The sequence below is a fragment of the Natronococcus pandeyae genome (genome assembly GCF_008122205.1).
Classification (GTDB): Archaea; Halobacteriota; Halobacteria; order Halobacteriales; family Natrialbaceae; genus Natronococcus; species Natronococcus pandeyae.
Map to the genome: position 1 here is coordinate 233,773 of NZ_PHNJ01000004.1, position 22,757 is coordinate 256,529.

Sequence of the window (22,757 nt, forward strand, 5' to 3'; positions counted from 1 at the left end):
TTCCTACGCGGATTCGTCGGCGTCGTCGAACGGCGCGTCCGTTCGTTCTGCGTCCGATTCGATGTCGACGAACACTGCAAACAGCGCGCCGAGGAGCGTCCCGTACAGCAGGTGGCCCACGAGACCCTCGAACGCCATCGCCGGGAAGCCAGGGTCGGCTATCCCGCCGACCGCGGCCCAGACGGTCGCGGCGATCACCGGCAGGAGCGCCCAGACTGCCAGCCCGTAGACGAATCCGGCGAGCGCGAGCCGGACTAGCGGCCCGCTCCTCGCGAGGAAGCCGATCTGGGTATCGGCGGTGATCGTTCCGAGTATCGGCCTGCGGGTAACGAGGAATCCGAAGACGACCCCCAACACGAGCCCGTGAAGCAGGTGGAACGTCCAGCCGACGGTCTGTGCGGGGTCGAACCCGTATATCGCTGGGATCGTCTCGATCACGATTTCGGGGTCGACGACCCACAACAACCCGCCGAAGAGCAGCGATCCGGCGAGCCCGCCGATCGCACCGCCGAACAACCAATTCAGCCGACCGCCGAACCCGTATCCGGACGCGGTTTCTGACTGTGTACTCATGCTATCCCAACCTAACCCGATCGACGCTGAAAAGTGTTGACGCGGTAAGGTAAGGCAGGCCGTCTTCTCCACCAGTGGTCGTCGAGGGGCGAGTCGCGAGGACGGCAGCGACACCAGGCTGTCGGGTGCCTATTTGAGCCCGGACGCCGTCGATTCGGTCATGACCGACGTTCACGTTGTGGCACTCTGTGGCAGCCTTCGGGAAGAGAGTTACACCCGCATCGCGCTCGAGCACGTCCTCGACGCGGCCGAAGCGGCCGGAGCCAGTACGGAACTGCTCGACCTCCGGGAGTTCGAACTTCCCGTCTTCGACGCCGACCGCGACCGGGAGGACGCCGGCGACGCGGCGATGATCGCGGAGCGTATCCGAGAGGCTGACAGCATCGTTCTCGCGTCACCGGTCTACCACGGCTCGTACTCCTCGCCACTGAAGACCGCCCTCGATTATTCCGGGTTCGACGAGTTCGCCGACAAGACCGTCGGCCTGCTCGCCGTCTCCGGCGGGGCGTTTCCCGTCCCGGCGCTCGAGCACATGCGCTCGGTCTGTCGGGCGCTCAATGCCTGGGTACTCCCCCACGAGGCGGCGGTTCCTCGCTCGAGCGCCGCCTTCGAGGACGGCTCGTTCGTCGATTCGAAACTCGAGGAGCGCGTCGCCACGCTCGGCCGTCGAGTCGTTCAGTACGCGAGAATCGAACCGGAGCCGGACTCCTTCGAGAGCGACCACAACGTCGGCGCCAAGGGCAAGTAGCGTCTTTTATACGGTCTGTTGTAAGTCATCGCCGGGGCAACCGCGATACGTCTGCGGTTGCCCCGGTAAATCGTTACAACAGACCGTATCAACCGCCGAGAACGCGCTGGAACCGTCGCTGGTGGGCGACGACTGCGAAGAGCCCGAAGACGAGAACGCCCAATTGAATCGTTTCGATTCGGATCACCAGTGTCGTGAAGCCGAGTGACAGGGGGGGCGTGACGATCGCCCAGTCGACGAACCACACGGACAGGAGCAACACCGCTGCACCGGCGGCCAGCAACACGCTCGGAACGATCGACGCCAGCATCTCGCGGTCGGTCGACCAGGGCCGGAAGACGCGCTGTTCGAGCGAGAACTGGACGGCGAGAGCCGCGCCCAGCGCGACGGTCGCGGCGAGAACGCCGACCTCGCCGCCGATCTGCTCGGCGAGGAACAGCCAGACGAGCCAGCCGGTCGTGAGCGCGAGCGCGGCACCGAGCCGACGCGGTTCGAGGACCGTCTCGAGTCCGCCGACCGTCGCGCCGAAGACGCTCGTCCGCAGGAGCGACCCGCAGAACAGCACTCCGAGCGCGACGAGCGCCGTCGACGTGCTCCGCGACCCGACGACGAGCCAGAACCAGAGCCCGACGGTGGCCGTTTCGACCGTGGCAGCCGAGAACGCCGCGGTCACCCCGACGAGGCGCTGTCGTGTCGTCCGACCGAGGACGCCCGGTTGCCGGATGACGCTCATACAGGGTCGTTCGTGGGCTACCCGTTTCGTTATGTGATTCCTTCTCACTCGACTCGAGGCTGTGTCGGTTCCGATCGCGGATCACGGTCTCGCGACCAACTGCGGTGCGTTCCGCCGGCGTTCCGCGATCGGTAGCCGCCGCTTATTCCGCTCGGATACTGGTTGCAATCCGTTTAATTCTCGATTTCCGAACGGACTGGGAGAAAACATTGGATAAACCTATGTATGGGGATGTGGACGACCGGACTATGGCCGACACAGAAGAGGAGAAAACGCTATCGGAGATCGTCGTCACGGAACTGGTCGAGCAAGGAATGGATTCGCCGATGCGGGACTCGATCCTCGAGGCCGTCGAGGCGTCCGAGGGTGACACCACCGGCGGATCGAGCAGTCTTCCGCTGGCGGGGGCGCTGTTCGGTCTGGGCGCTGCCGTCGGCTACCTCGCGGGACGGGAGTCCCCCGAACTCGAGGAGACGTCGCTCGAGGACATCCAGGAGCCCGAAATCATCGAAGACATCACGGAGGACTCGGAGGAAGCCGAGGAGGCGGACGGCGAAGCGGAAGCGGAAGCCGAGGCCGAGGAGCCCGAGTCTTCCTCGGGCCGTCTCTCGCGGCTTCTGCTCGTTCTTGGGATCCTCGCGGGTATCGCGGTCCTCCGCCGTCGGTTCGCGAGCGGCGAGGACGAAGAGTGGGAGCCGATCGAGGAGTTCGAGCCGGCGACCGATCTCGACGAGGACGAGACGGAGGACGACGAGGAGGGCGAGGAAGTCGAAGCCGAGACGGGCGACGAGACAGAGGAGTAGAGTACCGGCTGTTTTCTCCGCCGGGAGGTCTGCGCCCGCGGCGGTTCTCGTTCCGTTTTTTTGTGATGCCGAGTCCGTTGACGAAGGAGCTAAGGGGGCGACGCCGACACTGTGCACCCAATGGAGACGACCCACCGCGTCGTCGTCGGCGACGCCCGCGAACTCTCGCAGGTAGCCGACGAATCCGTCGAACTCGTCGTCACGTCCCCGCCGTACCCGATGATCGAGATGTGGGACGAGCTCTTCGTCGAGCTCGATCCCGCTATCGAGGACGCGCTCGAGTCCGGCGACGGTCGCACGGCCTTCGAAGCGATGCACGCCCAGCTCGACCGCGTCTGGGACGAACTCGAGCGCGTCCTCGTCGACGGCGGGATCGCCTGCATCAACGTCGGTGACGCGACCCGATCGGTCGACGACAGCTTTCGCGTCTACCCCAATCACGCTCGCGTGCTCGACGCCTTCGAGTCCCGCGGGTTCGATCCGCTCCCCGATATTCTCTGGCGTAAACCGGCCAACAGTGCGGCCAAGTTCATGGGTAGTGGGATGATTCCGCCGAACGCCTACGTCACGCTCGAGCACGAGTACGTCCTGATCTTCCGGAAGGGAGGCGACAGCCGGTCGTTCGAGCCGGGTGCCGACCGGCGGTACGAGGCCGCCTACTTCTGGGAGGAGCGCAACCGCTGGTTCTCCGACGTCTGGACGGAGGTTCGCGGGGAGTTACAGGCGCTCGACGGCGGCCACGAGGATCTGCGGGAGCGGTCGGCCGCCTACCCGCTCGAGATCCCCTACCGGCTGTGCTGTATGTACTCGGCCTACGGCGACACCGTTCTCGACCCCTTCTGGGGGACCGGAACGACCTCGCTGGCCGCGATCTGTGCCGGCCGGAACTCGATCGGCTACGAACTCGAGCCGGCGTTCCGGGAGGTCTTCGCGGATCGCGTCGCCGACGCCCCGGCCCTCTCGCGATCGATCGGCCGCAGGCGCCTCGAGCGCCATCGCGAGTTCGTCGCCGACCGTCGGGAGGGAGGAAAGGAGCCCTCCTACGATGCCGTCCACTACGAGACCCCTGTCGTGACGAAGATGGAACGCGAGATCCGGTTCCGAGAGGTGACGGGTGTCGAGGAACTGGAAGACGGGGACGGCCACCGGGCAGAGCACGACCCGCTCTCGCTCGAGTAGCCGGGCGATACTCGCGGAGTGCTTTCACGTGGAAGCCGGGTCGTCTTACAGTTACGAGGTGAACGGGGGGTATGAGCCGGCACGTTCTCGTCGCAATCGACGACTCCGAAGCCTCACGGGCGGCGTTCGAGTACGCGCTCGAGGAGTACCCGGAGGCGAGGATTACCGTCCTCCACGTCTTCGACTCGACACACCCCAACATCTACGCCGACGCCACGGGCGGCTCGGCCGAACAGTACGAGGAGTTCGAACTGGCCAACCGCGAGCACGGCATGGAACTGCTCGGGGATGCGACGGATCTCGCGGCGGATCGCGGACGACCGGTTCGAACGGCACTCGAGGACGGACCACCGACCCAGACGATCGTCGACTACGCGGCCGACCACGACGTCGATCGCCTCGTCGTCGGTACCCACGACGAGTCGGTTACGAGTCGCGTCTCCCTCGGGAGCGTCTCTCAGGCGGTCGCAAAACGCACGTCGATCCCCGTGACGATCGTGTAGCGAGCCGAAACCGAAGCCACCAGCGTTTTTATCGCGGACGACTCGTACACGATCGATGAACATGTCCGTCGATCTGGACCGGTTCGACTCGAGACGCTCGACAGCCTACGCCAACCGCGGCATGGTCGCGACGAGCCAGCCGCTCGCCGCCCAGGCGGGCGTATCGATCCTCGAAGACGGCGGGAACGCCTTCGACGCGGCGGTCGCCACCGCGGCCGCGCTCAACGTCGTCGAACCGACCTCGACCGGGCTCGGCGGCGACGTCTTCGCGCTCTACCGCACCGCCGACGACGAAGTCGGCGCGATGCGTTCCTGTGGCGGCGCGCCAGCCGACGCGACGATCGAGAACGTGAAAGGCGCGCTCGAGGAGGCCGACGACATTTCGGACTACTACCCCGAATCTCGCGGCTACGCCGTCGACGGCGACACCAGCGGCGCCGACCTCGAGATGCCCTTCCTCGGCCCGCACGCGGTGACCGTCCCCGGGACGGCCCGCGGCTGGGAGGCCACCGTCGAGGAACTCGGGGAACTGTCGCTCGCGGACGCGCTCGAGCCGGCGATCCACTACGCCACCGAGGGCTACCCCGTCTCGCCGGTGATCGCCTACTACTGGCAGGGTGCCGAGGAGCTGTTCACCGACGATCACGCCCGCGAGGCGTACCTCTTCGACGGCGAGAGCCCCGACGTCGGTGAGACCGTGACGCTGCCGCGACTCGGCGAATCGATGCAGAAGATCGCCGACGAGGGCGCAGACGCATTCTACGAGGGCGAGATCGCGGACGAGATCGTCGAGGAGATCCAGTCCGCGGGCGGCTTTCTGACTCACGAGGACCTCGCCGACTTCGAACCCGAGTTCGTCGACCCCGTAAGCACGACCTACAACGGCGCCGAGGTGTACGAACTGCCGCCGAACAACCAGGGGCTGCTCGCCCTCGAGGCGCTGAACATCGCCGAGGAGATCGGCGCGGGCGAGCACGACTACGACTCGCCGGAACGGGTCCACGCCTTCGCCGAGGCGATGAAGCTCGCGTTCGTCGACGGCCACCACTACGTCACCGACCCCGAGTTCGAGCAGATCCCGCCGCTGGGCTCGAAGGAGTACGCCCGCGAGCGCGCCGAAGCGATCGGCGACTCGCCGATTCAGGATCCCGAGGTCGGCGTGCCGACGAAGGCGGCCGAGGACGCCGACACCGTCCTCCTGACGGTGGGCGACGAGGAGGGGAACCTCGTCTCCTACATCAACTCCCGGTTCGCCGGCTTCGGCAGCGGCCTCGTCGCGGGTGACACCGGCATCGCGCTCCAGAACCGCGGCGCGTCGTTCTCGCTCGACCCCGACCATCCGAACAGCCTCGAGCCCGAAAAGCGACCGTTCCACACGCTCGTTCCCGCCATCGCGAAACTCGACGAGGACGACTGGCTGGCGTTCGGCGTCATGGGCGGCTACATGCAGCCCCAGGGCCACGTCCAGGTGCTCTCGAACCTCGTCGACTACGGGATGGACCTGCAGGCCGCCCTCGACGCGCCGCGCTGGCGCTACCGCGAGGACGGCAGCCTCGGGATCGAGGAGCGGCTGCCGAACGCGGCGAAGCTCGCTCGGAAGGGCCACGACGTGAGCGTCCTCCCGCCGGTGATGTTCGGCGGCGCACAGGCCGTTCGCCGGCGGGGTGAGACGCTGTCCGGCGCGACCGAGCCGCGAAAGGACGGGACGGCTAGCGGTTTCTAAGCCGTTCTCGCTCGGAACGGTCTCCGGTGTCACTGTCCTCGCTCACCGCCTGAACCGTCGCGAACTTTTTACGCACACCGTACGCAGCGAACGTATGAACTCCGGACTCGAGGTCCCCGGAACGACGCCGGTTCGCGTCCTCGTCGTCGGGTCGCCGTCCTGGACCCGGACCGTAACGACGGTGCTCGAGGACCGCGACGGGACCGTCACGGTCGAGGAGTCCGCCGACGAACTCGAGGACCGACCCGAGTCGATGGATTGCGTTCTTACCGACGACCGAGAGGTCTGTGCGTCGGTCGGCGCGTACTGTCCGGTCGTCTGCGCCGTCGACGACGCGATGGACACCGACGTCGACGTGCTGATCGCCGACGGGGCGGCCGACGTCGTCGAGAAGACCGCGAGCGAGCGGCCGGCGCTCCTCGAGCACCGCATTCGACAGGCGATTCGCAGTTCGTCGACGCGACCGGCGATCGAACAACACGAAGCGTGGTACCAGTCGATGATCGGGCACTCGTCGGATCTGCTGGTCGTCTTCGATACGTCGGGGCGAGTAACCGACGTCAGTCCCGCGGCCGAGCGAATCACAGGGCTCGAGACGAACGAGTTTGACGTCGAGCACGCTTTCGACGCCGTTCACCCCGAGGACAGAGACGCCGTCGTCAGATCGTTCGACAACGTCTGTACCGATCCGCCGGGTGCGTCCAGAACCGTCACGTACCGCTGTCGCAGCGATGACGAATCCTGGCGAGTTCACGAAGTCGTTCTCACCAACTGTCTGGACGATCCGATCGTCGGCGGCGTCGTCGGATCGATTCACGACGTCACCCGGTACCACCGGGTCGAGAACGAACTGAGGGAGTCCCTCGACCGGGTGACCGACGCGTTCTACGCGCTCGACACCGAGTGGCGGTTCACGTACGTCAACAGCCGAGCCGAAACGCTGCTGGGCTACTCGCGGGAGGAACTGCTCGGGGAAGACGTCAGGGAGATGTTCCCGCACGGCTTCCGATCGGAGCTGTTCGATCGGTTCGAGCAGGCGATAGAACGACAGGAATCCGTCTCCTGGGAGCGGTACTCGAAATCGCTCGACATCTGGATGGAGATCCACGCGTACCCCTCGGAGACCGGTCTATCGGTGTACTTCCGCGATATCACCGAGCGGATCGAACAGAAGCAGGAACTAGCCGAGCAAACGGAACAACTGCAGGTGCTGGTCGAAAACGCACCCGTCATCCACTACGTTATCGACGACGAGGGGACGATCACGCTCTCGGAAGGTCGAGGACTCGAGAACATCGGCTTCGAGTCGAGCGAGTCCACCGGCGAATCGTTCTTCACGGTCTTCGAGGAGTACCCCGAAATCTGCGCCGACGCGAGGACGTCCCTCGACGGGACCGCCGTCCACAGTCAGCGGCAAGTGCTCGACAGGGTCTTCGAATCGTGGTACCAGCCGATCATGGACGAGGGCGAGGTCGACCGCGTTATCGGCGTCGCCGTCGACGTCACGGAGCGCGTCCAGTATCAGGACGCGCTAAACACCCTCCACGAGGCGACCACTCACCTGCTTACCGTCGACTCGAAGCGGGACGCTGCCGAGTACATCGTCGACGTGGCGGACGACGTCCTCGACCTCGACGGCATCGTCTACGGCTTCGACGAGCGACACAACGAACTGATTCCGTCGGCGTACTCGTCAGTTCTCGAGTCGGAGATCGGTCCTCCCCCGCGACTCGGACCGGATAGCAACGTGGCGTGGGAGTCGTTCGTCACCAGGTCACCGTCCACCTTCGACGACGTCAGCGAGTTCGAACTGTGCCAGATCGAGGGGGCGACTGTCCGAAGCGGACTCTGCGTCCCGCTCGGCGAACACGGCGTACTGGTGGCGACCTCGACGGCCGAGCGACAGTACGACGAGGACACCCTCGAACTGGCGAAGCTGTTCGCTGCGACGGCGGAAGCGGCACTAGATCGAATCGGACAGACCCAGCGGCTCCACGATAGCGAGCGGGAACTGAAACGACAGAACCGCCACCTCGAGCGGTTGAACCGCGCGAACGAGGTCAGACAGAAGATCGAGGAACACCTGTTGCTGTCCGATTCGCGGGAGGCGATCGAACAGGGTATCTGTAATCGACTCGCCGACATGGACGCGTGTTCGTTCGCCTGGATCGGCGAACCCGACCCGAGCGGGAGCCAGATTCGACCGCGAGTACACGCCGGTCTCGAGCGCGGTTATCTCGACGCGGTCGCCATGACCACCGTCGACGACTCCGCCGCAGAGCCGACCGGTCGAGCGGTTCGCTCCCGGCGACCGATCCACGTCGAGAACGTCGCTACCAGCGTTCACGACGGGACGTGGCGGACCGACGCGCTCTCCAGAAGCTTCCAGTCGGTGTACACCGTTCCGCTCGTCTACGACGACTACCTCTACGGTGTGCTCTCGATCTACGGCGACGACAGGAACGCCTTCTGTGAGACGTTCCGGTCGATGCTCGCGGACCTCGGTGAAACCATCGCGTACACGATCGACGCGGTCAAGCGAAAGAACGCGCTCCTCGACGCGGGCGTCACGGAGATCGAACTCGAACTCACGACCGACTCGGCGCTGTGTCGATTCGCCGATAGCCTCGAGGCCCGCGTCTCGTTCGAGGGTGCGACGTTGCAGGCCGACGGATCGGCGCTCGTGTTCGTCGCCGTCGAACCGCCGGTCGCCGACTCCGGAATCGACGCGAGTCTCGAGGGCATCGACGACATCGTGGTGATCGCCGAAACGGAGACCCAGACGCTGTTACAGTTCCGGCTTACCGGCCCGTTCCTGGGGAAGATCGTCAACGACCACGGCGGCACGTTACGGGAGTTCGTCAGCGAAGCGGGCCAGAACCGGGCGATCGTCGACGTTCCGAACGGCGTCGAGATTCGCGAAGTTCTCTCGGATATCAACCGCCGTGGGCTCTCGGCATCGATGGTCGCACGGCGCGAACAGGCTTCGAGCGGCGTTTCGGCGCTCGACGCTCCCGCTCGAAACGCGATGCTCGACCGTCTCACGACGAGACAGCAGGAGGTCCTTCGGACGGCCTACCACGGCGGGTTCTTCGAGTGGCCGCGGCAGACGACGGGCGAAGAGATTGCTGCCTCACTGAATATCTCGCCGCCGGCGTTTCATAAGCATATCCGGGCCGTCGAACAAAAGATCTTCAGGGCCCTACTCGAGAGGATAACAACTGATGGTTAATCAGTTAACTTCCCCTCAGCGAGGTCGTTACACAGTTAACGATCAGCTTCTTTACGGAAACCCGAGAACGAGATACTGTCTTCCCACCGATCGAACTGGGGGTATGTACTACCAATGACAGAGATGACGCCGCGACGACGTTCCTCCTCGTTAGAGGACTGCTATACAGTACAGTACGATCGACTCGGCGACGAGCCACTCAGCGTGACGATCGCTGATGCCGTCGCCACTCACCGGGGTGTAGACGTTACAGAGCTCGAACCGCTTCACTACGCGATCAACGCTGACGCGCTCGAGCGGTTGTTCGAACCACGATCGAACGGGCTTCGAACCGGCGGCTCGGTAACGTTCAACTACAACGATTGCACCGTCTCCGTCAGAGCTGACGGCAAGATCCACATCGAATCTGCCTGAGAAGCGAAACGAGACGACCGGTTTTCTCTGCCGCACCGACCTGTCGCATCGTCGACCTCACACGACCCTGAGTGTGATATAAACACATTATATTGTAATTATCCACCCACCGAAACGGATATGTATTCGTGGTAGGTACCACGTTACCATGACAAAGGATACCGTACAAACGATGAAAGACGTGAGCCATACGCCACCAGCGGGCGAGTCAGTGACGAACGTTTGGCACCGCGGCAGCCGCGACGAGTAACCGTCGGGTCCGCGTTCGCGGTCGGTGGGACACATCGGATTCCCGCTCTTTCGTTCCGATTCCATTTTTGATGTGATATGCGTTGAGCTCCGTCAGTACCGGAAGCCGTCGAGTGCTCACACTGGCTGCGGCTCGCTGACGTACTTCGGTCGCTCTCGAATCGGTGCCTTGGCTCCAGGTTCTTCGTACTGGCCCGCGTCGAACAACGTACGGAGTTAGCCTCGAGGACGCGCCATCTCGTCGGTCGGTCGGACCTGTCCCACTTCGGTCAGGAGCCGGAAATCGACCGACCACGGCACCGAACCGCTCCCGACTCAATTCCGCCCCAAGACCTGACGAATGATATCCTATGAAAACGCATGATTCCTCCTCGATCGATACCGAGCCGGAACTCCCCGGACCCTCTCCGGATATCGGGACGTACCACACGACGGACGGACGGACCGTCATTTACGACGAACGAATCGCCGATGCGTGGATCAGTTCGACGTACTCGGTTTCGATCGCCGATGCGGACTGATACTCCGACTGCGTCCGCTACCGTGTTTACAAATGCTGCTCGTTCATCGAAACCGTGCCCATCGCGCCCTCGGCGTAGTAGGCACAGTTGTGACAGTACCCGACGAGAACGAGCCGAGCGGTCAGCTCGTCGTCGTAGCGCGTTTTCAGGCGACTCTCGATCTGTACGTTACAGCGAGGACAGCTGCCGCCGAGGTTCCGTGACCCCGTCGGCGGGTCGTCCATCTGACTGGTCCAGCCGTGGGAACGCGACGTTTCGATAGAATCGCTCTCGGCGGGGGCCGGTTGGATTAGCGGGGCGAGCGTTTCGGCCGCACTCTCGGTCGTCTGAACGGCGTGCTCGGTCTCCTCACCGGCGCTCATCGGCACCACCTCCCTCGAACGGGTGTTCCCGAAGATCTCGAGTTCGTCGCGAGATTCTCGGTCGACCGACCGCTCGATCTCGGCTCTCGGTGCTCTCGCGTCGACCAGCAACAGCCGTTCGCGGCGTCACGACGTCAGTGTACACGTCGGTTCTTCTCATACACGAGTACTACGAGTGCTGCCTGCTTCAGTTAGATACCTACGCCGTGTTTCCGACGGAACCGACGTGCGTCAGTCGGGGAGAGCGCCGATACCGATCTCTAGGAATCGCCCCGCCGTTCGCTCACCGGCTGTCGCCTGTCGAGTCCGTGCGACTGGCTGCCGGAGAGGTGCACTCGTCCGTGACCACTGGTATCGGTGGCAAACGCTGATCGCTACCGAGGACCTGTCGTTCCCCTTTCACCCCGAATCGACGCGATCGTTCACCGACTCTATAGGACCACTGACAACTGACGCTCCCGTAGCGACCACTCTTACCTGGCCCCCATCGACACCAGGCAGCGTGGACGAGGTGAACTGAATGTTCAACAAGACGAACTGGCTGTGTATCAACTGTGGCGACCGTTTCGATAGAATGAGTGCGTACCACGGCTATTACTGCATCGACTGCCGCCCGAGACTGAACGAGTAACGGGCGAAACCGATGAACGAACGCCGAACGGACGGTCGACGTCACTCGCCGAGTGTGATCGACGTCACTCACCGAGCGTGATCGTCGTCGTCTCGGTCGTCACCTGCTCGAAGTAGTCGGCGACCGTGATCGTGACCTCGTACTCCGTTTCACCGTCAGTGTCGCCGTCGGTGAGCCGGTGGCTCCCCGATTTCTCGTCGCCTCTGGCCATGGTACTCGCGTCGTCCAGGACCTCGTCGTCGCCGGCGAGACACAGCTCGAGTTCGAGCTCCCAGAGTTCGCCGCCTTCGTCGGAGACGGCCCACTCGACCTCCGCGCTCGGGTCGCCGAGGAAGTCGGTCGGCGTAACCTCGAACCGATCGATCGACGGCGACGGTGACTTTTCGTCGAGGGTTACCTGCTCGGAGACGTCGGTGACGTTACCTTCCCCGTCCGCGACCGCCGTCGCGATCTCGTACTCCTCGCCGGCGCCCTCGAGCCGATCGGTGTTTTTGAGCGTGTGCGTCCCGCTTTCCTCCCCGCCCTCGAGTTCGGAGGTAACGCTGTGGAGGACCTCGTCGCCGTCGGCGTACCGAAGTTCGGAGGTGATCTCGACGAGGTCGCCGTCCTGATCGGTCACCGTCCACTGGACGGACGCACCGACGAAGTTCTGGGAGCTGCTGTCGTCGATCTCGAACTGTTCGATCTCCGGCAGTCCCGGCTCGGGATCGGTTTCGACCGACACGGCGTCGCCGGTGGCCGTCTCGTCGCCGGCCGTGGCGACGGCCCGAACCTCGTACTCGGTCTCGTAGTCGAGGCCGGACAGCTCGTCGTCGAACTCGCCGATTTCCTCGCGCTCTTCGCCGTCGGCGTCCGTCCAGGAGGAGTCGTCCGCGTCCCGCCACTGGAACGCCACTTCGACGGCGTCGGCGTCGCCCATGCCCTCGAGTGTCCCGACGCACTGCACCGACTCGTGATCGATAGCGCTCGCGTCTCCGGTCTCGACGACCAGCGAGTCGAGTCCGGTTTCGAACGTCGCGGTTTCGCCGATCTCGTTCGCGTCGGGTGAGTCGACGGCCGCCCGGAACTCGTACGCCGTCTCCGGCTCGAGATCGGTAAGCTCTGCGCTGAACGCCTCGTCCTCGGGGACCGATTCCGGATCGGTTTCCGTCCACTCGTCGCTCTCGGCCGGACGCCAGTGGAAGAAGACGTCGGCCGCGTCGGCGTCCTCGAGCGACCGGAGCGTCCCGGTGAGCGTCGCCGTGGTCGCTCGCACCTTCGTCGCCGCATCGGTAGCGACGGTGCCGATCTCCTCGGCTGCGCTGGCGGCGTCTACCAGCCCGTACCCCTGTTCCATCTCGTCGGCGCCCAGATCCTCGGCGGTCTCCCGGAGGATTCCGCGAACGCCGCCGGGGTCGTCGGCGTCGTTGGTGTCGTCGGCGTGTGCGATCCCGGAGCCGATCAGCCGCGCGGCGAGACCGGCGACGTGGGGAACGGCCATCGACGTTCCGTCCATCACCTCGTAGTCGTCCCCCGGCGTCGTCGAGACGATGTCGACGCCGGGTGCGACGAGTTCGATGCCATCTCCGCGAGCGGAAAAGTCCGCGACGTTGTCCCGGGAATCGGTCGCCCCGACGGCGATACACGAGTCGTAGGCGGCGGGGTAGTCGACGGTACCCTCGTCCGGCCCGGCGTTCCCCGCGGCCGCGAAGACGAGCACCCCGTTCTCGTAGGCGTACTCCATGGCGTCCTCGAGAATGGGGCCGGGCTCGGGCCCGCCCAGACTCAGCGTGAGGACGTCGATGCCCTCGTCCGCGCACCACTCGATGGCGGCGGCAATCTCGGAGTCGTGTCCGCTCCCGTCTCCGTCGAGCACTTTGACGGCACACAGTTCGGCGTTCGGCGTGACCCCGACGACGCCGACGTCGTTGTCGACGGCCGCCGCCGTTCCGGCGATGTGGGTCCCGTGAAGGCCGTCGTCCTCCCAGTCGCTGTCGCAGCCGTCTTCCGAGCAGTCGACGAAGGAGATTCCGTCGTCGACCTCGAGACTCTCGTGTTCCGGGTCGATACCGGTGTCGAGCACGGCGATGCTGGCCTGGCGACTGGAGTCGGTCTTGTCCGGCAGCGATTCGACGCCGAGCCGTTCGATACCCCAGGGGACGACTTGCTCCTCGCTGGGATCCGGTTCGACCTGGGTGGCCGTTCGCTCGCTCGCGGCGGAGACGGTTTCGATCGCTCGCCTGACGTGGTCGCGTTCGACGTACCGGACGTCGCTTCGCGCCGCGTAGCGTTTCGCCACGTCGTCGGTACACGAACAGACCGTCGCAGTGCCGATCGAGCCGAACTCGAGCGTTCGGTGGACCGTTTTCGCGTCGGAAGAAATCGATCTGGTCGATGCGTTCGGCGCCGCGCCGACGACGTATCGGTGGCAGTCGTCGTCCGCGCCGCTGACCGTTCCGATGCCGGTGCCGGCCACGGTGCTGGCCGTCATCGTTTTGAGTATCTCTCGCCGCGAAGCGTTCATGGGGATCATTATTCAGTGAAGGTGGAACCAGAGCAACGGAGGGTTGACGAGGGCGTTCCCGAATTCGTCCCGGAGTCGTCGCAGTACGGGAGGGACAGACCAGCTCGTGCGTGTCGAGGCTCCCGGATCGACGACGGACCGGACTGCCGAATCGAAACTCGGGAGAGGGCGTACACGCGCTTTTGGTTCGGACGGCCACGCCCCGGACGACGTGCAACCGACCGTGTGTCTCGGTTCGCTCATCGTGGATACCGCGTCGTTATCGATCACCGAACGTCGGTGAGCGGATTCGCCGAGCCAATCCGGCGAATGCAGATCACCGTTCCGGAGATCAGTCGTCGTTTCGTCGCTAATCTACCCGATTCGTCGCTATTCGGTGCAACTAGAGCGATTGCCAAAACAGTGATATCTGAATAGATAGCCCACCCGGGTGGCCGTGTGCTATTCCTATTGATGGGGCCGGAGACCGAGCCCGACGACTCGTCTCGTCCGATTCGTGGCGGTGCACGGCAGTTGCGGCCGCACCATCTTCTGCAAGGAGTTCGCGAGCTGTGAGGAGTTGTACTCGCTGGTTACTGCGGGCCGGATATTACACCGGCTTCTCGACCTCGAGGATCTCGAGTTCGAAATCGGGAAGGTCAGCCTCCGTTCGGAACGGCCAACTCCCGCGAACGTCGACGTCGTTCCGACACGCGCTGTGAACCAGACGCTGTACCGAGGTGGCGAACTCCGATTTCGAGAGGATCGAGGGAGTGCCCCGAACTGCGCTGGGGAGCACGTTCTCGGGACAGATCACGACGAGCCCCTCGGACGTTCCCAGTGCGAAACACGTTCCTGTGTGAGTCGTTCTCGCTTCGTCGTCGAGCCGCGAGCTCCGTTCGGCTCGTTCGACCGGAGCGCGCGTACCGTCGAGGAACTCCGGACTGAAGGAGTGCCCCTCAGCAACGTCCCGAATCGTCTTCGCGATCGTCTGTTGCAACTCACTCGATTTCGGTGCCAGGTTCGTAGTGTCATCACGGTTTGTCGTCATCGCCTGATTCTGGTCAGGATAGGACCGGCATCGAGAAAACGGCGATAGCTGCGTGAGTAGCGTACCGATCGGACGGCCACCGACCAGTAGTATGCAGTACGTACGTCGGTACTCGCTCGGCTCGCCCGTCCACGACGGTAGCACCGGATCCGACGGTTTTCCTCGGAGCGAACCGCGCGATACGCCGTCCAGTGCTCGAATCGCGCGGCTCCCAGCGTCGAACGAAGTCGGCCGAGCGTCGCGGGCACCTAGCCACGTCGGTCGCGATCGCCAACGGGCAGAGGTTGTAGTTTCTCGACGGTCGCGGTGTTACCGTTGTCTAGCGCGCAGTACTACAGGAATCTGCCCGGGACGACCCGAAATCGAGACTGGTTTCACTTCGTGGACCGGTGCCCGTGCTCCGTCCCTACTCGTTCGCCGAGAAGCGCGATCGGCGTTTCTCCGACAGTGCTCGGCACCGATTGTCCAGCGACGTAGCGGTCGTCGCAACGTGGTCGAGTCCCGCGTGCAGTGACCAGAGGGTCGAACCGTCATAATGGCAACGTACACGAGTCCGCAGTCGAGCAAGCCCATTCAGCTCCTCTACGTCGACCCGGACCGCGAGGCAGCCGCCGCGACAGCGACCGCTCTCGAGACGGAGTATTCGATGGACGTCACGAGGACGACACGGGCGAGCAAGGCGCTCGAGTACGTCGAAACGGAGCCCTTCGACTGTCTCGTGAGCGACGTGCGACTGCCCGGAACGAACGGCGTCGAACTGCTCGAGGCGGTCCGGACGCGGCGTCCCGATCTCCCCGTCGTCCTGCTGGTCCGGACGGCACCCAAATCCTTCGTCGAGCGGGCGCGAGCGGCGGGGGCGACCGATATCTTGCGCACGGACGGTACCGCCCAGAATCGGTGGTTGGCGTCGCGCATCGCCACCGTCGTCGCCGAGCAGGACGTCGGTATCGCGGCCGACGATATCGGGGAGGCGCTCCCGACTCCCGGCGGCAGCTGTCTGCTCGACGCGCGATTGCGCGTGCGCGACATCAGCGAACTGTTCGCCGACCTCTACGAGTACGAGCCGGACGAACTGATCGGCGAGTCATGGACGAGGCTGTTCCCCGCCGACCGGGAGACGCGAACGACCGAGGGACTGCTGGAAGCGGTTCGTCGAAACGGACCGTCGGTCGACGATGCCCTCAGCGTTCGATCCGACGGACGAACGGTCCCCGTCCAGCGGTCGATCGCGGCGATCGACTCGGAGACGTACCTGTGTAGCGTCCTGGATCTGACCGGTACCAGTCGGGGCGGCGTGCCGATCGAACGATACGTTCGCCAACGGCAGGTGCTCGCGTCCCTCTCGCTCGAGGTCCGAGACGAGATCGAATCCGACGCGTTCTTCGAATCGGCTGTCACGTCCGTCGCGGACGCGCTCGATGCCGATCGCTGTGCGATTTTCGAACGGCGACCGGACGGCACGTTCGTCCTCCGGTCCGGCACCGGCTGGGACGAGGGCGTCGAGCGGACCGTCGCGCGATCGGAGACGCAGTCCCACCTGACCGCGACGCTCGAGTCCGACGCTCCCGTCCGGTTCGCCGATCGTCGATCCCACGACTGGGTCGCCCAGTCGCCCTTGCTGGTCGAATCCGCCATCGATAGCGGACTCGAACTTCCGATCGATCCGTTCGATCGATCGTGGGGTGTTCTCGGCGTCTACGTGACGGAGCGACGCGGCTACTCGGATCCGGAGATCGCGTTCGCGGAGAGCGTCGTCGCGTTACTCGGTGTCGTCGTCGAGCGCGAACGGGCGAATACGACGTGGACGACGCTCCGCGAACTACCGTCCCGTCTCGACCGCGACGAGTCGCCCCGGGAGGTTTCCGATCAGGTCGTCGACGCGGCCGACTCGTTCGAGGGCGTCTCGGCCGCGGCGATCTACCTGTACGACGAAGACGAGGACGTGCTTCGACTGTCCGGCCGAACGCGGGAGATCACCGAACGGAGCGTCGATCGGCCGGCTGGGACGCTCGACGAGGGTCCGGCCTGGCAGGCGTTCGTCGATCACGAACGAACGCTCGTCGCCGAGTTCTCGCCTCGGCCGGCGATGCCGGTCTCCGACCCGTCGCTCGCTCGAGGCGCCGTCTTCTCGCTCGGGCGACACGGCGTCTTCGTCGCCGCGATCGACGGTGCCGGCCGCGCCGATACCGCCCTCGAGAGTCTGGCGATCGTCGCGTCGCTCACTCGAGCGGCGCTGTTGCGCCTCGATCACGAACGGCAGTTAGCGGAACGTGACGAAACGATCGACGAACGGACGGAGGCGGTCACCAGACTTGCTGCGGTCGCCGAGCTAACGCGGCAGATCGACGACGCGATCGTCACCGCGTCGTCGCGCGAGGAACTCGAAACGGCGGTGTGCAACCGGCTCGTCGAGTGCGACCCGGTCGTCTTCGCCTGGATCGGCGCGTACGACGAGGTCGGCGAGACGATCGAGCCGCGCGCGTGGGCCGGTACGGAGCGGAGCTACCTCAACAGCGTGTCGATCGACACGACCGCTTCGACGGACGACCAGGAACCGATGGGCGCCGCGGTCGAGACCGGCGAACCACAGCTCATCCAACGGCTACTGGCGAGCGATGCGGCCGAACAGTGGCGGCGCGAGGCGACCAGACGCGGCTATCGATCGGCGTTGAGCGTACCGATCAGCTACGGGGACGTTCGGTACGGCGGACTGACGATCTACGCCGACCGCCCCGCCGCGTTGACCGCGGACGAGCGACGGATCGTCGAGGCCATCGGGAAGCGGGTCGGCCACGCGTTTCACAGACTCGAGGTCACGCGGACGCACCTCGGTACCGCCGGTGTCGTCGAACTCGAGTTCTGGGTCCGGGACACGGACATCCCGTTCGTACAGTGGGCGGCCGAAGCCGACGGCCGGTTCGAACTCGAGAACGTCTTTTCACAGACCGACGGCTCGATCCGCGGGCTGTTCACGATCGAGCACCTGGAGGTCGAACGGGTGCTCGAACTGGCGAGCCACGCCTCGGTGGTGACCGACACGACGTTCGTCACCGAACGCGGCGACAAACGGCTCTTTACGTGCCTCTTTACTTCGGATAGCGTCGTCTCGCGCCTGCTCGAGTACGGCGCCGTGCTCCGGTCGATGGTGTTCGAGCCCGACGGCGGGACGCTCATCGTCGAGCTGCCGGCCGACACCGACGTTCGGAAATTCATCGCGGCGTTTTCGGCGGCCTACCCCGACGCGGAGCTCGTTCGCCGTCACCACTGCGACCGGGTCCCTCACACGCGGTTCGAGTTTCTGGCCGAAGTCGAACGGCGGCTCACGGACCGGCAGTACGAGGTCCTCCGAACGGCGTACGCCAGCGGCTACTACGAGACGCCGCGGGAGAGCAGCGGGGCGGAGGTCGCGGCGATGCTGGACATCGCCCAGCCGACGTTCAACCACCACCTCCACGCCGCCCAGCGAAAGCTCCTGACGATACTGTTCGACGATGAGTAGTTTGCACTGGCTGCTCCTTCGACCGAGCCGTCGACGATGGTGGACGTCCTCCGTCATCTCCTACCGAGAGACGTAGGGTAGGGAACTTCCCACTACATAGGCCCCCTGTTCTTTGTCATACGGGGCATCTGAGTAATCGGTGATCACGTGAGAGGGGAATTTCGTTCCTCATCCGAAGCGAACCGTTTCGATCCATCGAACACGTGGCTGCTCGACTCGCTCGTCGTTTCGCGGCGCATCGGCGGCGGGCGGAACGACGGTCACTGACGGTGGCACAGTACGGATCGACGACTGATCACGCGTGCGCAAGTAATCCAGCCGAGAACGGAACCGCGGGGTATCGACACCGAACGGACCACGACTGGGATCCACTGAACAGAACCGAAACGACACGACAGGAACAGAACAATGACGTCACACATCAAGCTATACGGATCGAAGAGTAACCGATTTGAGGAGATCAAGCACACGATGGAGGAGCAACTCGGCTACGAACCATCGAACCCCGAGGTGGTTGGGCTCATGATGGCAACGTACGAGCTCAACACCAAAGACGGCCTCCAGATGACCCATCCTCGTCTGTGAATGCTCCCGATTCGGCAGCGACTACCCCCTATTACGGGTGAGATATCCTGATTCTACGCGGTCGCCGAAGCTTTCCACGTCCCCCGCGTCTACCGAGCGCCAGATCCCACAGTATCCGGCGAGCGCACCTCGCTGAGTTTGAAACAGTAACCGGCTGCAGACTCGAGTCTTCGATCGAAACCGCCCCGAAATCGCGTCCGCTTCGACGTCGTTGTCCCTCTGCTTTCGCAGACGGAGCATCGGGGCCGCGAACGAGCCGCGCCGAGACTGTTGGTCGGCTACCGGAGCTGCCAGAACTCCTTTCCATCGTCCCACTCCGGTAACTCGAGGGTCCAGTACAGCTGGCCGCGGCCCTGTTCGACCTGATAGGCGACCGCCCCCTCCTCACTGTCGCCGTCTTTGAGCTGCGCCGGCTCGTCGAACTGCTCGAGCGACGACAGCACGTCGGGATCCTCCGGGTAGCTCCAGCCGGCGTCGTCCTTGAGCCGTCCGTAATCCGCGATCGAAACCTCCTGGTCGTCGCCGGAGTCGTTCGTCACGGTGATGCCGACGACGACGAACTCGTGGTCGTCTTCGGGCTCGAAGAACGGGCCGAGGTTGTTCCCGGACCCCAGCTGATCGACGGCGATCTCGAGGCCGTCGTGGTCGACCACCGTTCCGAACTCGTGGACCGGAACCCGGAGCTCCTGCTCGAGGGTCGCGATCTCGTCGGCTTCGTCCTCGAGATCGACGGCGAGTCCGTCGACGCCGAACGGTTCGGCCGCGTCGTCGTCGAGCGTGAGCGTCGAGACGGACCGGCCGGTCGAAATTTCGTACGCGAGTTCGCCGCGTTCGACTTCTCCGGGTGCGAGCGACCCCTCCGCGAGCGCCACGCTACTCACCGATCGAACCTGTTCGTACGCTTGTTCCTCGTAGTCCTGCAGCACCGGCTGGAATGCACTGCCCAGCGGCACGAAGGTCTCGTCGGTCGTGTTCTGAACGGCGAGTTCGACGACGACGAACTCGTGGCCGTCGCTGGCCTGCCGCTGTTCGTCGTCATCGTCGATACCGGCGCCGAACCGGTCCTCCTCGAGGACGAGTCCGTCGAAGGCGTCCCGACGGCCCACGTCGCTGACGACGAACTGTACTTCGTCTCCCTCGACGAGTTCGCCGACGGCAACTGTCCGGTCGGTCGACTCGTCGTCCGCTTCCGAGCCGTCGCGATCGTTCGGTACACTGTTCTCGGTGGTCGGCTGGCTCGTCTCGTCGTCTCTCGAGTCGGCCGCTGGCTCGGTCTCGCTGCGAGTTCCGGTGCAGCCCGCGAGTCCGAGGAGGCTCACTCCAGCAACGCCGACGAACGTCCTTCGTCTCATTTGGCGTACGAACGCGGTCAGCAAGCCTATAGAGTCGGTGAAAAATGGCGTCGATCCGGGGTCGGTGACGACGGGAGGATCGGATCGCTTTCGCGATACGGGCGAAACCAGTTGGCCGTCTGATACCGATCGATACGGACGACCCTGTCGGTAACTGGTACTGGTGTCATGGTCACAAAAATGATCCCCGGACGGGGAGTCGGTTGGTTCGCGTCCGCCGCTGGACGGTCTCAGTTCAGGTAGACAGCTGCGATCGGCACGGCGGTGCCCACGTAGGGCATCGTCATGGAGTCGACGCCCGAGCCGAACGAGTCACAGTCGTCGTCGGAGCCCGAGGAGGAACTCGAGTCCTCGCTCACACTCTCCGAGCGCTCGCTGTCACTGTCGCTGTCGCTGCTGCTTCTGGTCGTCTCGCTTTCGTCGCGCTCGCTGTCGCTCTCGCTCTCGTCGAGTTCGCTGTCGCTGGAGCTGTCGTTCGAGCTCTCGCTGACGTCGCGGTCGCTGGCGTCACTGGAGCTGTCACTGTCGCTCGAGCTTTCGCTCTCCGAGCTGGAGCTTTCGATCGCGTCGATACCGTCGTCGCTCTCGCTGTCGGTTTCGAGTTCGGATTCGCTGCTCTCGCTGCGGTCGCTCTCGCTCAGGTCGTTGTCGACGGTGTTCGTGCTACCGTCGCGCTCGCTGGTGAGGCTGGAGCTACTGCGCTCGCTGTCGTCGGAGCTGCTCGACTCGCGGTCGCTGTCGCTGTCGCTGCTGTCGAGTTCGCTCTCGGCGTTGTCGTTGTCGGACTGACTGACGCTGCGGTCGCTGGCGTCGCTGCTGCTCGAGGCGCTGTCGCGGTCGCTGTCGCTGTCGCTGCTGTCGCTCGAGCTCTCGTCGGCGCTGCTCTCGGAGCCCTGGTCGCTGGATTCGCTGACGTTGCGCTCGCTCTCGTCGGAGTCGCTCGAGTCGCTCTCGCTCGCGCTCTCGCGGTCGTCGCTCTCGCTCAGGTCGCTGCTGCTCTCGTCGGAGGCGCTCTCGCGGTCGTCGGAGGCGCTCTCGCTCAGGTCGCTGCTGCTCTCCTCGCGGTCGCTCGAGTCGCTGGAGCTGCTGTCGCTGTCGCTGTCACTTTCGATGACGTCGAAGCTGTCGCGGTCGGAGTCGCCGCGTTCGACGGAATCCCGTTCGTCGTGTTCGGCGCTGCTCTCGCTCTCGTCGCTCTCGCTCTCGTCGCTCTCGCTCAGATCGGACTCGCTGGAGTCGGTCTCGGAGTCGCTCGAGGCGCTGTCGCGCTCGCTACTGTCGCTCTCGCTCTCGTCGCTGTCGAAGGAGCTGGCCGCCGCGTCGCGCTCGCTGTCGCTCGAGTCGCTCGAGCTGCTTTCGCTCTCGTCGCGGTCGTTGCTGTCGTTGTCGACGTTGCTCTCGCTGCTGTCGAATTCGCTCTCGCTCTCGTCGCTGTCGCTGGAGCTGGCAGCTTCGTCGCTGTCGCTCTCGTTGCTCTCGTTCTCCTCGAGCGTGCTGTCGTTGTTGTTGCTGTTGCGCTCGCTTGAGGTGCTGTCGCTGTCGCTCTCGCTGTCTGAGGAGTCGCTCGAGTCGGACGCGCTCTCGCGGTCGTCCTGGATGTTCTCGATGTCGTTCTCGTCGGTCTCGTCCTCGCTGACGTTGCGCTCGCTCTCGTCGACGTTGCTGACGTCGCGCTCGCTGGAGCTGTCGCGCTGTTCGTCGCGGTCGTTGATCTCGGAGTCGGACTCCTCACTCTTGCTCGCGCTGTCACTCGCGCTGTCGCTGTCCGAGGCGTCGTTCTCGCTCAGTTCGCGGTCGCTGTCGCTGTCGCTCGAACTGTCGCGTTCGGACACGTCGTGAGTGCTGTCGCTTTCACTACTGTCACTACTGGATCGTTCCGACTCACTCTGACTGTCGCTGTCGCTCTCGTCAGATTCGTCGACGGTACTACTGTCCTCGTCGTCGTGTTCGCTCGAATCACATCGATCGACGTCGCTCGTGTTGAGTGCTTCCGGGCTGGCGTCGCTTCCGATAACGCCGCCTGCGCCGACTGCGCCGGCTAACACGATCAGGCCGATGAGTGTGATAATAACAAATTCTCGTCTCATCTGTGTTCTCTGTACCTAGCTGTCCACCGC

The 22,757-nt window shown here is 64.5% G+C and carries 18 protein-coding genes; 11 read left to right on the top strand and 7 right to left on the bottom strand.

Going from position 1 to position 22,757, the window contains the following annotated elements; translation table 11 throughout:
• Nucleotides 1-3 precede the first annotated feature (3 nt).
• On the bottom strand, nucleotides 4-573 hold the full coding sequence (locus CV102_RS10030; RefSeq protein WP_148857859.1) for a hypothetical protein: 570 nt from the start codon (nucleotides 571-573) through the stop codon (nucleotides 4-6).
• A gap of 160 nt (nucleotides 574-733) precedes the next feature.
• On the opposite strand from CV102_RS10030, the gene CV102_RS10035 reads away from it, so the two are divergent.
• Complete coding sequence (locus tag CV102_RS10035) at nucleotides 734-1,321, top strand: NADPH-dependent FMN reductase (protein WP_148857860.1); 588 nt, start codon at nucleotides 734-736, stop codon at nucleotides 1,319-1,321.
• Nucleotides 1,322-1,409: 88 nt separating this feature from the next.
• Here CV102_RS10035 and CV102_RS10040 read toward each other — a convergent pair whose 3' ends face one another.
• The gene (locus CV102_RS10040) at nucleotides 1,410-2,054 is read right to left on the bottom strand and encodes a hypothetical protein (protein WP_148857861.1); all 645 of its coding nucleotides are present in this window, start codon (nucleotides 2,052-2,054) and stop codon (nucleotides 1,410-1,412) included.
• A gap of 248 nt (nucleotides 2,055-2,302) precedes the next feature.
• Here CV102_RS10040 and CV102_RS10045 point away from each other — a divergent pair, with 248 nt between their 5' ends.
• From CV102_RS10045 to CV102_RS25895, 7 genes are all read left to right on the top strand, one after another.
• The gene (locus CV102_RS10045) at nucleotides 2,303-2,857 is read left to right on the top strand and encodes a hypothetical protein (RefSeq protein WP_148857862.1); all 555 of its coding nucleotides are present in this window, start codon (nucleotides 2,303-2,305) and stop codon (nucleotides 2,855-2,857) included.
• A 120-nt stretch (nucleotides 2,858-2,977) separates the two neighbouring features.
• Nucleotides 2,978-4,036 carry a DNA-methyltransferase gene (locus CV102_RS10050; protein ID WP_148857863.1) on the top strand — a complete coding sequence of 353 codons (1,059 nt, stop codon included), beginning with the start codon at nucleotides 2,978-2,980 and terminating at the stop codon, nucleotides 4,034-4,036.
• Between the two features lie 71 nt (nucleotides 4,037-4,107).
• A complete protein-coding gene (locus tag CV102_RS10055; RefSeq protein ID WP_148857864.1) occupies nucleotides 4,108-4,539 on the top strand; it encodes a universal stress protein in 432 nt (143 codons plus the stop codon).
• 55 nt (nucleotides 4,540-4,594) lie between these two features.
• Nucleotides 4,595-6,262, top strand: coding sequence for a gamma-glutamyltransferase (gene ggt, locus CV102_RS10060; protein WP_148857865.1), 1,668 nt, complete (start codon nucleotides 4,595-4,597; stop codon nucleotides 6,260-6,262).
• Between the two features lie 94 nt (nucleotides 6,263-6,356).
• A complete protein-coding gene (locus CV102_RS10065; protein WP_148857866.1) occupies nucleotides 6,357-9,494 on the top strand; it encodes a PAS domain S-box protein in 3,138 nt (1,045 codons plus the stop codon).
• A 114-nt stretch (nucleotides 9,495-9,608) separates the two neighbouring features.
• Nucleotides 9,609-9,908, top strand: a complete 300-nt coding sequence (locus tag CV102_RS10070) for a HalOD1 output domain-containing protein (RefSeq protein ID WP_148857867.1) — start codon at nucleotides 9,609-9,611, stop codon at nucleotides 9,906-9,908.
• A gap of 599 nt (nucleotides 9,909-10,507) precedes the next feature.
• Complete coding sequence (locus tag CV102_RS25895; RefSeq protein WP_187432920.1) at nucleotides 10,508-10,678, top strand: DUF7331 family protein; 171 nt, start codon at nucleotides 10,508-10,510, stop codon at nucleotides 10,676-10,678.
• A 26-nt stretch (nucleotides 10,679-10,704) separates the two neighbouring features.
• Here CV102_RS25895 and CV102_RS10075 read toward each other — a convergent pair whose 3' ends face one another.
• Nucleotides 10,705-11,040 (bottom strand): hypothetical protein, encoded by a 336-nt coding sequence (locus CV102_RS10075; RefSeq protein ID WP_148857868.1) that lies wholly within the window; start codon nucleotides 11,038-11,040, stop codon nucleotides 10,705-10,707.
• Between the two features lie 520 nt (nucleotides 11,041-11,560).
• Between CV102_RS10075 and CV102_RS27380 the strand changes: the two genes are divergently transcribed.
• Nucleotides 11,561-11,671 (top strand): DUF7564 family protein, encoded by a 111-nt coding sequence (locus tag CV102_RS27380; protein ID WP_449289628.1) that lies wholly within the window; start codon nucleotides 11,561-11,563, stop codon nucleotides 11,669-11,671.
• Between the two features lie 64 nt (nucleotides 11,672-11,735).
• Here CV102_RS27380 and CV102_RS10080 read toward each other — a convergent pair whose 3' ends face one another.
• Together CV102_RS10080 and CV102_RS10085 are read right to left on the bottom strand one after the other, a co-directional pair.
• Nucleotides 11,736-14,141: a S8 family serine peptidase gene (locus CV102_RS10080; RefSeq protein WP_148857869.1), complete on the bottom strand. Its 2,406-nt coding sequence runs from the start codon at nucleotides 14,139-14,141 to the stop codon at nucleotides 11,736-11,738.
• Nucleotides 14,142-14,763: 622 nt separating this feature from the next.
• Nucleotides 14,764-15,153, bottom strand: a complete 390-nt coding sequence (locus CV102_RS10085; protein WP_148857870.1) for a hypothetical protein — start codon at nucleotides 15,151-15,153, stop codon at nucleotides 14,764-14,766.
• Between the two features lie 586 nt (nucleotides 15,154-15,739).
• On the opposite strand from CV102_RS10085, the gene CV102_RS10090 reads away from it, so the two are divergent.
• Together CV102_RS10090 and CV102_RS25900 are read left to right on the top strand one after the other, a co-directional pair.
• Nucleotides 15,740-18,703, top strand: a complete 2,964-nt coding sequence (locus tag CV102_RS10090; protein WP_148857871.1) for a bacterio-opsin activator domain-containing protein — start codon at nucleotides 15,740-15,742, stop codon at nucleotides 18,701-18,703.
• A 408-nt stretch (nucleotides 18,704-19,111) separates the two neighbouring features.
• Nucleotides 19,112-19,288 (top strand): hypothetical protein, encoded by a 177-nt coding sequence (locus CV102_RS25900; protein ID WP_187432921.1) that lies wholly within the window; start codon nucleotides 19,112-19,114, stop codon nucleotides 19,286-19,288.
• A gap of 278 nt (nucleotides 19,289-19,566) precedes the next feature.
• On the opposite strand, the gene CV102_RS10095 is transcribed toward CV102_RS25900, so the two are convergent.
• Together CV102_RS10095 and CV102_RS10100 are read right to left on the bottom strand one after the other, a co-directional pair.
• The gene (locus CV102_RS10095) at nucleotides 19,567-20,640 is read right to left on the bottom strand and encodes a DUF4352 domain-containing protein (RefSeq protein WP_148857872.1); all 1,074 of its coding nucleotides are present in this window, start codon (nucleotides 20,638-20,640) and stop codon (nucleotides 19,567-19,569) included.
• A gap of 230 nt (nucleotides 20,641-20,870) precedes the next feature.
• Nucleotides 20,871-22,727, bottom strand: coding sequence for a hypothetical protein (locus CV102_RS10100; RefSeq protein ID WP_148857873.1), 1,857 nt, complete (start codon nucleotides 22,725-22,727; stop codon nucleotides 20,871-20,873).
• Nucleotides 22,728-22,757 lie beyond the last annotated feature (30 nt).